The organism is Caenimonas koreensis DSM 17982, from assembly GCF_009646335.1.
Taxonomy (GTDB): domain Bacteria; phylum Pseudomonadota; class Gammaproteobacteria; order Burkholderiales; family Burkholderiaceae_C; genus Ramlibacter; species Ramlibacter koreensis.
Window position 1 is genome coordinate 165,855 of sequence record NZ_WJBU01000002.1, and the last position, 12,270, is coordinate 178,124.

At 64.4% G+C, this 12,270-nt stretch carries 7 protein-coding genes; 5 read left to right on the top strand and 2 right to left on the bottom strand.

Annotation, left to right across the window (positions count from 1 at the left end):
• Positions 1 to 28: 28 nt before the first annotated feature.
• A complete protein-coding gene (locus tag GHT07_RS02625) occupies positions 29 to 301 on the bottom strand; it encodes a hypothetical protein (RefSeq protein WP_153583507.1) in 273 nt (90 codons plus the stop codon).
• Positions 302 to 529: 228 nt separating this feature from the next.
• Between GHT07_RS02625 and GHT07_RS02630 the strand changes: the two genes are divergently transcribed.
• The 3 genes from GHT07_RS02630 to GHT07_RS02640 all read left to right on the top strand — a co-directional run bounded on the left by GHT07_RS02630 (position 530) and on the right by GHT07_RS02640 (position 3,194).
• Positions 530 to 1,813, top strand: coding sequence for a hypothetical protein (locus GHT07_RS02630; RefSeq protein ID WP_153583508.1), 1,284 nt, complete (start codon positions 530 to 532; stop codon positions 1,811 to 1,813).
• 157 nt (positions 1,814 to 1,970) lie between these two features.
• A complete protein-coding gene (locus tag GHT07_RS02635) occupies positions 1,971 to 2,921 on the top strand; it encodes a PAS domain-containing protein (protein ID WP_194792798.1) in 951 nt (316 codons plus the stop codon).
• A 123-nt stretch (positions 2,922 to 3,044) separates the two neighbouring features.
• Positions 3,045 to 3,194, top strand: coding sequence for a hypothetical protein (locus GHT07_RS02640; RefSeq protein WP_153583510.1), 150 nt, complete (start codon positions 3,045 to 3,047; stop codon positions 3,192 to 3,194).
• A 21-nt stretch (positions 3,195 to 3,215) separates the two neighbouring features.
• On the opposite strand, the gene GHT07_RS02645 is transcribed toward GHT07_RS02640, so the two are convergent.
• A complete protein-coding gene (locus GHT07_RS02645; protein ID WP_153583511.1) occupies positions 3,216 to 7,838 on the bottom strand; it encodes an Ig-like domain-containing protein in 4,623 nt (1,540 codons plus the stop codon).
• Between the two features lie 143 nt (positions 7,839 to 7,981).
• On the opposite strand from GHT07_RS02645, the gene GHT07_RS02650 reads away from it, so the two are divergent.
• Together GHT07_RS02650 and GHT07_RS02655 are read left to right on the top strand one after the other, a co-directional pair.
• A complete protein-coding gene (locus GHT07_RS02650) occupies positions 7,982 to 10,864 on the top strand; it encodes a DUF2339 domain-containing protein (RefSeq protein ID WP_323740757.1) in 2,883 nt (960 codons plus the stop codon).
• Entirely contained in the window at positions 10,861 to 12,270 is a 1,410-nt protein-coding gene (locus GHT07_RS02655; RefSeq protein ID WP_153583512.1) for a DUF3999 family protein, read from the top strand. Before GHT07_RS02650 ends, GHT07_RS02655 begins: the two co-directional genes overlap by 4 nt.

The following is a 12,270-nucleotide window of genomic DNA, read 5'->3' on the forward strand; positions in this document are numbered from 1 at the left end:
CATCCTGGATGCGTTGAGGGCTGAAAACTCAAAGCGCCTTGACGCGTCGGCCGACAGCGCCCTGCTGCCCGGTTTGATCGTGGCCGTGAAGGAGCGTGATCCAGCGAGTGTGCGAGGGATCTACGCGAACATGATAGATCGCGCACACCAGTTGCTGGTTGCCTGCGGGCAGGCAGACCCCAGCATCGTCGCCAGACGCGGCCTTGTTGTGGATGTGCTGGGACGCGCGATTGTTCGCGGTGAGCTTGGCGAAGAGGCCGTGCTGGCAATGATCGCGCAGTTGCCCGACGAGGAGCGCCATGCTGTTGCCGCAATCTGCAACATGGACCGCAGTGCTGAGGTCGCCTTGCCGGACGAGCCTGCGCCGGCAGTGCCTGTTACCGCACAGACGATCAAGGACGCTTTAGTCAGTGCGTTGAAAGACGCGCCGGACGGCTCGATCAGCCCTGCGCAACTGGAGGTTGCCACACGCGGTTGGGCCGAACAAGACTTCGAAACCCTTGCGGCCGACTTGCAAGCCAACCCGAGCATGGCGCAAGACCAGGCAAGCCTCGCGCAAGCATTCATGACGCTACACAGGCAGCGTATGGCCAGGGCATTTTGCGTAGCGGCAAACGGTGTCGAGACCTGCGCGGGCCAGAAGCCTCTGGATGCTCGTGCGTTGGCTGCCGCCGTGTGCGAAGCAGCCGGGCACATGCAGAACTACCAGGAGCTCAAGGGTGTTTTAGGGGCGAGCAGCGCTCTGGATGAACTCCAGGACATTGCACTTGCCACCTATGTGTTGCGCGAAACGCTTGCGACTGCGCTTGTGCCCGCGCTTGTGCCTGGCAAGTTCCCGTTCCACGAGCCGAGCGAGCCGGACCTGCTGAAACTCGAAGCCGCGGTGAGCTGGCTGGCGCCCGAAGCGAGCGCAGCCCTCGAGGCCATCCGGATGGAACGCACGCGGCGCACTTATGGTGAATTGCGAGAGGCAGGCACACCAGCCGATTTTGTGCGGGCTATGGCGGCCATTGCCCAGCGCTGGAGTGAGGGTCTGTCAGAGCAAGACCGCGACCGTCTGTGGGACTTGGTGTATTTTCAACTTGACTCGAAGGCAGGCGTGCTGCTTTTGGCCATGACCGAGCCGCAAAGCCAGCAGCTCGGCTTTGCCCTGCATGCGCTGGGCCTTGCAGAACGCGCCAGCCACATCGACAGCCTACGGGCGCGTGAAGCAAACCGCGCCTTTCTCAAGAAGAAAGAGAGTCCTTCTAGCGCGAAGTCAAAGAAGGCGACCCCAGCGCCTGAGCAAAAGGCCATGCGATTGCGCGCAGCGAAGGCAAGAGAGCTTGCCAAGGCTGCAAAACTCGCTGACGAGTTCCCTGTCTTTTTGAAGCAAGTCGAAGACGCAATTGCGGATCCAACAAACAGGGCCATGGCACTGGACCACGCGGTGGTTCGATCGGTCAAGATCCTTGTCAACTACCACGAACTCCTCAACGAAGGCGATGAGTTGCCAGAGGCTCTGAATGAGCAAATGAAGAAGCTTCGCGGCATGTTGATTGACATCAAGGACAACGCCGCGTGGAAGCACCGCATTGAGATGAGCTTCTTCCTGAGGCGAGCTTTGGAAAATCTGGGGTTGAACGATGATCTGGAGGCCGCGAAACTGGATTCGTTCAGGCGCAAGTCGAAAAAGAACGTCAAACCCAACATGAATCCAGGTGGAACATTCAAAACCCGCGATGCGTTCTTGACGTCTACTGTCGTGACGCCTGAAGGCTCTCCGGTTGCCCCCGACTCATTTGCCGCCACACCACCTAGCAAAGGCATCTGACCGGTCGTCGGGGCGTTGAGAGGTCGTCCGGCGGCCGCGAATTCTTGCGGTGGCAGCAGGCGCATGCTCGCGCCCAGGGCCACCAGGCATGGCATGCCAATTGCACTGCATCTGCGCACTCGAAAGAAACCGTGTGGATCAGGCGAATGCATTCCCCATGAAGCAGCAATCTGGCCTTGGCGACAGCGTGGCCGCTGCATTTCGGCGCGTTTTTCCCAAACGCGGTGCACGCACGCCTGCCGGGGATAGTCCATTCTGGACTTCCGGCGTCACTTACCGGGGCTATCTGGGCGTGTCCGGCGGCGTGTCGTCCGCCTGGGTCACCGAGCACCAGTTGCGCGAGACACAGGCTTTGCTGCGCATGGCCGCCGCTGCCGGGCGGCTGGGCGCCTGGTCGGTCGAGCTGTCCGGCAATCACTGGGTCTGGTCGGATGAAGTCAAGGCCATCCATGAAGTAGGCGACGACTTCGAACCCAACACCGAAAACGCACTCGCGTTCTACGAGCCGCACTACCAGGAGCTCGCCGTCAGCGCGTTCGAGCAGTGCGGCAAGCACGGCACGCCGTTTGATCTTGAACTGCAGATGCGCACGGCCCGCGGTCGCTCCGTGTGGATTCGCTGCATTGGCGATGCCGAAGTCGATGCAGAGGGCAACATCACGCATCTGCGCGGCGCCATCCAGGACATCACCAAGGCCCGCGAAGCGAGCGACGAGGTCAAGCGCATGGCCGAGCGCTTCACGCGCACGCTGGAGAGCCTCTCGGACGGCTTCGTGCTGCTCGACCACGACTGGTGCTTCCTGTACATGAACCCCGAGGCAGAACGCATCCTGCGGCGCAAGCGCGACGACGTGCTCGGCAAGTGCATGCTGACGCAGTTTCCGGAGACGGCATCGGGCAAGTTTCTGGAGAAGTGCCAGGACGCCATCCGCGACGGCCACACAGTCGAATTCACCAAGTTCTACCCGCCGCTGGGCATGTGGGTCTACTTCAAGGTATGGCCCACCGAGCAGGGCCTCACGTTCTGCATTCGCGACGACACCGAGCGGATCACCGCGCGGCGCGAAGTGCTCAATCTCAAGGCACGGCTCGAAGCGCAGAAGGCCTGATCAGCGCGCGCCCATGCTTACGCCGCATGGGCATTTCGCCGACAGGCGCTGGCGCCAATTCTTGCTGCGCTGACGCGCCCCATGCCGACATGGCCAGCCGAGCGCCCCGGCGATAGTCAACGCATGAAAGTTCTCGACCTCATCCATGTCATGTGCGCGCAGGCGTTCTACAGCTGGGCGCTACGCGAGATCAACCCCATGCACCCGGACCTGCCCCGCATCATGATGCGCAGGCAGGAGCTGGCGGACAAGCAGCAGCGCATCTTCGCTTGAGCCACTGGCCGGCAGTGGCCGCTAGTAGTACGCCAGCCCGTGCTGCGCAAGACCGGCGAGGTCGATGTTCGCTGCGTTGTAGCTCGTGTCTGCTGCCAGCACGCCGAGCTGGCCCTGCGTGAACAGGCCGCTGTCAAGGTAGCCCTTGAATGTCGCGAACGAAGCGGCATCCGGGTAGAACCCCACGAGGTTGTAGTAAAGCGTGTTGACCACGTCCGCGTTGGTGTGCGAGGGCAGCACGTCGATGGCGGCCTGCATCAATTGCACATAGCTCATCCCCGCATCCATCGCAGCCAGGCCGATGCCTGCATACACCGGGTTGGTGACGAACGACGAACCAAACACAGCGCCAAGAATCTTTGCAACGGCGCCCGCATTGCCATTCATGTCGAAGGCCAGGTTCTCGTCCGTGAACTGCAGTCGCTCGATGTTGGTGAGCGTGTCCGTGCCGTCCCAGCCCGACTGGTCCACCACCGATGAAGCACCCGCGCCAACCGTGTACTGCGCGCGCGGGCCTGCATACACGGCCATGTCGATACCGCCGCCGCCATCGAGCACGTCATTGCCTGGATCGCCGCGCAGCACATCGTTGCCCAGCAGCGCGTGGATCGTGTCGCCGCCAACGGTGCCCGTGAGCGTGTCGTTGCCGTTCGTGGCCTGCGCCGTTTGCGTGACAACCGCATTGATGGAGTACGAGCCCGTGCCCGCGCCGTAGTCGAACGCGCCCAGGAAATACGTCGCTGATTCGGTGGGTGAAAACAGCATGCTCGCGTTCACGCCGTCGCCGCTGTCGTCGTCCACCGCAATGGTCGCCAGGTTGCTGTCGAGCAGGTAGAGGAACGGGTCGGCCAGGCCGTTGTTGCCAGAGCCGCTCGTCAGGTCGATGCGATACACCACGCCCGCATTCAGGTCCACCGAAAACAGGTCACCGTCGCCGGCAAAGTTGATCACGCCGCCATCGCCCTGGCCGATCTGGATCTTTGGCGCGGACGACACCAGCCACGGGTGGTCGTCCTGGATGACCTGGGCAGACAACTGGTAGCCGCCCGTGCCGGTGGCGTAGTCCCACGCGGCCAGGTAATAAGTGCCGCTGATGGTCGCGGTGTAGTCGATGCGCGCGTTGCCGTTCACGCCGCCGTCGTCGTTGTAGGCGGCGAGCACCTGGCCCGGTGTGAACAGTTGCAGGTACGGATCGGCCAGGCCCGAGAACGTGCGCGTGAGATCGAACCGGTAGGTCGTTCCCGCAACGAGGTTCACCTTGAACATGTCGCCGTCGTTGGCGGAGTTGATGGTGCCCGAGGCGCTACCGAGGCCGATGCTCACCACACCGGTGGTCGCTGTCGACATCGGGTAGTCGTCCACCGGCGCAGCAAGGGTGGTGAAGTTGAATGCCGTCGTGCTGGCAATGCCTGCATGCGCGTTGCCGGCTGTGTCCACCACCGCACCTGCGTCGATGGTGACGTAGTACGCCGTGCCATAGCTCAGGTCTGCCGTGGGGTTCAGCGTCAGCGTGTTGCCACTGAACGTGACCTGCGTTGTGTCGCTGGCGACGACAGAGCGCGCAATCGTGCCATTGCTGTTGTGGATGACGATGCTGCCCGAGCCGGCGTGCACCGGTTCGTTGAAGGTGAATGTCAGGTTGCTGGCAACCGCCACCGACGCCGCGTTATCCACCGGCGTGGTCGACTGCAGCACGGGCGCCGTCTTGTCCACCAGCGCGGCGCTCAGGGTGTAGCCACCTGTGCTGGATGCGTAGTCGGATGCGCCGAGGTAATACGTGCCGCCCACGGTGGCCGTGTAAGTGATTCGCGCGTTGTTGCTGCCCGCGCTGTCGTCGTCATACGAAACCAGCGTGGTGTCGCCATCGAACAGGCGCAGGTACGGATCGAGTGCGTTGCCTTGCGTATGCGTGAGCTCGAACGTGTAGGTGGCACCTGCCGCGAGCGTGACCTTCAGCAAATCGAGGTCGCCCGCGTAATTGATCGTGCCCGCAGTCGCCGCGCCGCCGACCGTGACGACGCCCGTGGTCGCGGTGGTCCAGGGGAAGTCGTCGGTGACGAGCGTGGCCGACAGGCTGTAGCTGCCGGTGCCCGTGCCAACGTCGAACGCGCCCAGGTAATACGTGCCGGTTGTCGTTGCGGTGTAGGCGATGCGTGAATTGAGGCCGTCGCCGCTGTCGTCGTCGAACTCCACCAGGTCGAGAGCAGGGTCGTACAACTGCAAATACGGATCGGGCAGGCCGGTGCTGTTGAGCGCAAACAGGTACGACTGCCCGGCAACGAGCGAGACCTTGAGCAAGTCGAGGTCGTCGACAAAACTGATCGAGCCCGCGACCGAGCCGCCCACCGGCACGACGCCTGTTGTGGAGGTGTTGAACGGGTAGTCGTCCCCCGAGCGCGCGCTCAATGTGTAGGTGCCGACTGCCGAGCCGAGCCCCCTCGCGTCGAGGTAGTAGATGCCGGTGGACGATGGCGTGAACGTGATGCGCGAATTGGTGCCGTCGCCGCTGTCGTCGTCGCTCGCCACCTGCACGCTCTGCGCGTTGTAGAGATAGAGGAACGGGTCGGTCAGTCCTGTGGAGATCAGATCGAACGTGTAGGGCACCCCGGCCGTGAGTGACACCTGGAACCAGTCCTCATCGCCCACGGTGCCGATCGTGCCGGCCGACACAGCGCCGTCGACGATCACCACGCCGCTGGTGTTGGAGGTCGATGGGTAGTCGTCAGCACCACTGGATGCAACGGTCGTGAAGTTGTAGGTGGCCGCGCCCGAGATGCCCGCGAACGGATTGCTTGCCGCGTCGCGCACAACGCCAGCGGCCATGGTGATGTAGTAACCCGTGTTGTAGGCCAGGTCCACGCCCGGGTTGATGATGACCTGGTTGCCCGAGATCGTGACTTGCGTGAGATCGGTGATGGCGATGGTGCGCGCGATCGCACCGCCCGCGGTGTTGTGGATTTCGATGTTGCCCACGCCCGCCTGCACGGCTTCGCTGAAGGTGAGCGCGAAGTTGCTGCTGACCGCCACGCCGATGGCGTTGTCGGCCGGTGCTGTCAGCGTGAGCGTCGGCGCTGTCGTGTCGCTGGTGGACGCCGTTGAAAAATTCAGCGTCCCCGCCGCAGAGATGCCGGCATACGCATTCCCGGACAGATCGGTGATGGCCGTGGACGGGATGATCACGTAGTAGCCGGCGCCCGGCGTCAGGTCGAGCTGCGGATTGATCGTGATGTGGTCGCCCGAGAAGGTGACCTGCGTTGCGTCGGCGACCGCAATCGAACGCGCGAGTGTGCCGTTTGCATTGAAGATCTGGATCGAGCCGCTGCCCGCCTGCACCTGCTCGCTGAATGTGAGCACGAGGTTTGTGCCGACGCTGACGTTGGTTGCGTTGTCGGCGGGGCTCGCGGTGGTGAGTGTGGGCGCCGTGGTGTCGCTGTTGAGCAGTTGCCCCGCGGCGCGCAGCTGGTCGGAGAACTGGAACAGCTCGACGGCAACGACCGTGTCAGTGCCACTCGCATCGACGATCTGGAATGCGCCTGTCGCGCCGTTGACGCTGATCGAATAGCTTGCGTAGGTGCCGGTGAACACGGCCGTGTCGTTGCCGCCGCCACCATTGATCGAATCGCTGCCGGCGCCGCCCGTGAGCGTGTCGTCGCCTTCGCCGCCGGCGAGCGTATCGTTGCCGCCACCGCCTTGCAGCACATTCGCGCCACCGTTGCCCGTGATGTTGTCGTTGCCACCACCGCCCACGGCGTTCTCTATCGTTGCCGTGTAGGCAATGGCGATGTTGTTCGTCATGCTGTTGGCAGACGAGTAGGTGCCCGAGATCAGGCTCAGCACCGCAGGAACAGACCAGCCACTCACGTCGAGCGTGTCGGTGCCGCCCGAGTCGAACAGCGTGAGGATCGGGTTTGCATTCAGGCTGAAGTTGTAGAGCTGCGCCGTGTTGCCCACGACGTTGCTGTTGAAGCCGTACACCGTGTCGGTGGTGCGCGTTGTGAGCGAGACGCCATACATGGACTGGATGGCCATGATGTCGTTGAGCATCGGCGTCTGCGGGTTGTATTCGACGCTCGAGGCGCTCGTCCAGTCGGCAGAAGCGACCTCGCCCGAGCGCAGCGGGCCTGTCGGCCCGAAGTACGACATGACCGAATACACCGTCGAGTCCTGGTAGCTCGAAGGCGTCCAGGCGCCGCCGCCGTTGTAGTCGCCCATGTGGTCCAGGCCGATGGCGTGCCCGAGCTCGTGGATGTATGTCTCAAAGCCGTAGGAGCCCACCGCCGCACCAACGAGGTTGTTGAGGCCGCTCGTGTACGCACTGCCGAACCACACCGTGCCTTCGTCGGGCTGGTAGGCGTGTGCGTAGTCGATGCCGGTGGACGATGCGGCGATCTCGATGTTCGAGTTGGTCGCCGAGGTTTCACTGAAGGTCTGCGGGATCAGGTCGTCCCAGGTCTGCAGGGCCAGCCGGACCTGGGTTGCGGTGGTCGCGCCCACGGCGCGGAATCCGACAAGCTCGTCGCCGAATGCGCTGTAGAGGCCAGCCGTGGTGGCAGGGAAACGATAGGTGATCGTCAGGCCCACCCATTCATAGCCGCTGTCGAGCTGGTCGATGATCTGCTGGTTGGTCCAGGAAGCGAGTGCCATTTGCTTGTTGTCCGTTGGGAAATTCTGCGGACACTGTAGCTCAGCGGTATCGCATCACTGTAAGCGCTTGTTGGTACGACTTTCCTATACTCGCTGCGCAAACATGCCGGCCATGCATGCCATGACGAGCACAGTCACGGCCCGTGGCTGGCAATCAAATCGAGGGGGTCAAGATGGTGGTCTGGAGTGCGATCTGGGGCGCGCTGTTCGCGATGCTGGCGGGCGGGCACGACGGGGAGTGGCGCGCGATGGCGGGTGCGGTGCTGGGCGCGCTGGCGGGCCTCGCGCTGCGCGGCGCGGTGCGCAAGGAAGTCGATGCGCGCATGAAGCAGATTCGCGCCAGTGCCGTGGTTGCGAATGCGGCGGCAGCCGGTGCGGCAACTCGTGCGGTGCCGGTGGCGGCCGGGAGTGCGGTCACGGGTGCGTCCACGCCCGCACCGGCACCAGCGTCGATGCCTGCCTCCGGGCCTGCTGCACCCACCCAGGCCACACCATTGCCCGCCGCGGCCCCACGGCCCCGGCCCGCGCCCGCGCCTGCGCTGGCCAAACCCGATCCTGTCTCGGTGCTGTTCTTCAAGTTGCGCGAGTGGCTGTTCGGCGGCAACACCGTGCTGCGAATGGGCGTCGTCGTGCTGTTCGTCGGCCTGGCTTTCCTCGCCAAGTACGCCATCGACAACTCGCTGCTGCCGCCCGAATTGCGCCTGGCAGGTATTGCGGCAACGGGCATCGCCCTGTTCGTTGTGGGCCTGCGCCTGCGAAACAAGGCACCGGAGAAGCTGAGCTACGCCTTGTCGCTGCAAGGCGCAGGCGTTGCGGTGCTCTACCTCACCGTGTTTGCGGCGTTCAGGCTCTATCAGTTCCTGCCGGCAGGCGCGGCTTTCGCGGCGCTTGGCCTGATCTGCGCTTTCTCTGCCGTGATCGCGCTCGCGCAGAACGCGCAGGTGATGGCCTTCATCGGGTTCGCGGGCGGCTTTGCAGCGCCCATCCTCGTCTCCACGGGACAGGGCAATCACGTCAGCCTGTTCAGTTACTACCTGCTGCTGGGCGTCGCCATCGCAGCCATCGCGTGGCTCAAGGCGTGGCGGCCGCTCAACCTGCTTGGTTTTTTCGCCACGTTCGGCGTGGCGACAGCATGGGGCGCGCTCAAATATCAACCTGAGAACTTCGCGACGACCGAGCCCTTCCTCATCGCGTTCTTCATCGTGTACGTGGCTGCCAGCGTGATGTACGCCACGCGACATTCGCTGGCGGCCAAGCGTGCAGTCGATGGCACGCTGGCCTTTGGCGTGCCCATCGTCTCGTTCGGGTTGCAAGTTGCACTCGTGCGCGACATCGAATTGGGCGCGGCTTTCTCATCGCTCGCGCTCGGGGCTTTCTACCTCGCGCTGGGCTGGTGGATGGCGCGGCGCAAGGGTGGCACGCACGAAGCAAGCCGGTGGCTGGCCGAGTGCTATCTCGCGCTGGGCCTGGGCTTCGTCACGCTGGCGGTGCCACTCGCACTCGACGCACGCTGGACTTCGGCGGTGTGGGCTGTCGAGGGCGCTGCCGTGTTCTGGATGGGGCGCAGGCAAGACAAGTGGCTCGCACGCGCCACCGGCCTTGCGCTGCAGGCGTTCGCGGCAGCGTCATTCCTGTCGGGCCTGCCGAACGGCAATGTGGCGGCGCTGCCCTTTGCGAACCCGGTGTTCCTCGGTGCGTTCATGCTTGCTGCATCGGCACTCGCGATTGCGTGGTGGACGCGTGTGTCTGCGCCAGTGAGCGAATCCGCGATGTCGCGCGCCGTGCAAAGAGCAGAGAACGCATTGGCACCGGCCTTCTTCTGGCTCGGCTTCCTGTGGTGGCAATTCGCACTCAATGCCGAGATCGGTCGCACGGTGCCTGATCTCGCGGGCGCGGCCACGCGCGTGTTCGACTATGGCCCGCAGGTCCACCTTCGCATCATCGCGTGGGTCGCGAGCGCTTACCTGTTCTTTGCCGTGGCGAGCCGCAAGCGCCAGCCGGAGAAAGAGGGCGGATGGGCCATTGCGCTCACGCCTGCATGGTTCGTGCTGCCGGTGTTGTTTGCCGGCGCGCTGCACGGCGCATCGGAGATGAACCATGTTTTCGAAGGCGGTGGATGGATCGCATGGCCGCTGCTTCTGGCCATGCACTACCGCATGCTCTCGCAGCTCGACCGCGGCCGGCCGCAAGCCTGGTGGCCGTGGGTGCATGCAGCAAGCGTGTGGCTGCTTGTGTACCTGGTGGGCAACTTGCTCGTGCACGCCATCGGCAAGGGATCGCTCTGGCACACCGCGTGGGCCACCGTCATCCTGCTGGTGGCGGGCACGCTTGTGCTGCTGCTCCTCTCGCGCCGGGCGTGGTTCGGCAAGGCACAGGGCCATTGGCCGCTCGACCGCTTCCAGCGCGCTTACCTGTGGCTGGCGGCAGCGCCGGTGGCAGTGGGTGTTGCGCTCGGTGCGCTCGTTGTCGCGGTGCACTCCGATGGCAACGCAAAGCCGTTGCCCTATGTGCCGTTGCTCAACCCGACCGATCTGTCCGTCGGCATAGGCCTGGCGGCTTGCGCGCTGTGGCTGCTGCGCGTGCGGCAAAGCGCGTTGCAAGTGCCCGCCACCGCACGCGACACGCGATGGGTGTATGGCCTGCTCGCCATCGGCTTCGTCGCGCTCAACACCGTGTGGCTGCGTGTTGCGCATCACTTCTTCGGTGTGGACTGGAACGCGCACAGCATGTTCGCGTCGTTCCTCGTGCAGGCGGGCTACTCGATTCTGTGGACGCTGCTTGCATTGGCATTGATGGTGAGTGCGCACCGGCGCGGCCTGCGCAGTGCGTGGATGCTCGGCGCCGGGTTGCTGGGCATGACGGTGCTGAAACTGTTCGTGATCGACCTGTCGAATCGCGGCGGGTCCGAGCGCATCTTCGTGTTCATCGCAGTGGGTGTGATGATGCTGGTGGTCGGCTATTTCGCGCCGCTGCCGCCGCAGGCGAAAGCGCCGTTGCGGGTTGATCCAGAAGGGGCGCAAGCATGACGCATCCGTTGTTCCGGCTCGCCTTCGCGCTGGCTGCACTGTGCTTGGCCGGCCAGTCGCATGCGCAGTCGAATGCACAGCCGCCGCAGCCCTCGCAGTTCGCGTGGCGTGCACCGGTTGAACTGCCCGCCAATGCGAGCCTGGCGCGTGTCGCGCTGCCCGCACCTGCACTCATGCGCATGCAAAGTGCCGACGCGCGCGATGTGCGCGTGTTCAACGCGGCGGGTGAAGCCGTAGCTTTTGCAGTGATCGGTGCAGGCCCGGCGGCAGCAGCGCCTGCCGTGCGCACCGGCATGCTGCCGGCGATGCCGTTGTTCAGCGCAGCAGCGGGGGCCAACGACAGACCGCGCAAAGGTGCGGTGAAAGTGCGCATCGCGGACGCTGACCGGTCGGTGTGGGTGCAGATCGACGGCCAGCTGCCGCTCGACCCGAACGCCAGCAAGATCAACTCCGTCATCGTCGATCTGCGTGCGCAGGCGAAGCCGCTGTCGGCCATCGTCGTGCATGGCACGCTGCCGCTCAATGCGCCGGTACAAGTCAAGGCGTCCACAAGTGCGGATCTGGCGAGCTGGACTGACCTGCCCGTGCGCGGGCGCCTGTACCGGTTCGAGCCTGCGGGTGCGCCATCGAACGACACGCTTGAATTCGAGTCCGCCGCAACGCTGGAGCGCCGCTACCTGCGGCTGGACTGGGCCAGCCAGGAAGGCGTTGCTGTCACGTCAATTGAAGGCGTGATTGCGTCGGGAGTGCCGGCGCCTGAGCGCGCGCACGGCGACTTGCCGGCCGCGCGCGTGGAGAACAAGGGCCTTGAGTTTCAACTCGGCTTCGCAACACCAGTCGCCGCGCTCGCGCTTGCCACACCGCGCGCCAACACGTTGCTGCCCGTGCGCGTGCTCGCGCGCAACGAGGTGTCGCAGCCCTGGCGCGTGATCGGGCAAACGGTGGTCTATCGCGTCGGCGAGGCGGGCAAGGAAGCCACCAACTCCGCCTTGCCGCTCAATGGGGTGAGTGCACGCTGGCTGCGCGTCGAATCGGCCAACGGTGTCGATCTGTCTGCATCACCTTTGAGTGCCACGGTGCAATTTGATCCGGTGCAACTGGTGTTCGTTGCCACGGGCAGCCCACCCTTCGAGCTCGCGGTCGGTCGCGCTGCAACGCCTGCTGCGGCCCTGCCAGCGGGCATGCTCGCTGGCACCTTGGGGGGCAAGCGGCTGGACGAGGTAGCGCTCGCCACGCTTGGGACGGCTGTCGTCAGCAGCCCCAGCGAAGCAAGCGGCGGTTTTCTGGATCGCCTGCGGCCAGAAGGTGTCTCGCAACGGGCCGCGCTGTTGTGGGCGGTGCTGCTTGGCGGTGTGCTGCTGCTTGGCGGGGTGGCGTGGACCTTGATGCGGCAGTTGAAGGGCTAG

Coding starts and splice junctions, on each gene's coding strand:
- GHT07_RS02630 (WP_153583508.1), top strand. CDS start 530: ATGGCGCAAGACCAGGCAAGCCTCGCGCAAGCATTCATGACGCTACAC.
- GHT07_RS02640 (WP_153583510.1), top strand. CDS start 3,045: ATGAAAGTTCTCGACCTCATCCATGTCATGTGCGCGCAGGCGTTCTAC.
- GHT07_RS02645 (WP_153583511.1), bottom strand. CDS start 7,838: ATGGCACTCGCTTCCTGGACCAACCAGCAGATCATCGACCAGCTCGAC.
- GHT07_RS02625 (WP_153583507.1), bottom strand. CDS start 301: ATGGCGCTCCTCGTCGGGCAACTGCGCGATCATTGCCAGCACGGCCTC.
- GHT07_RS02635 (WP_194792798.1), top strand. CDS start 1,971: ATGAAGCAGCAATCTGGCCTTGGCGACAGCGTGGCCGCTGCATTTCGG.
- GHT07_RS02655 (WP_153583512.1), top strand. CDS start 10,861: ATGACGCATCCGTTGTTCCGGCTCGCCTTCGCGCTGGCTGCACTGTGC.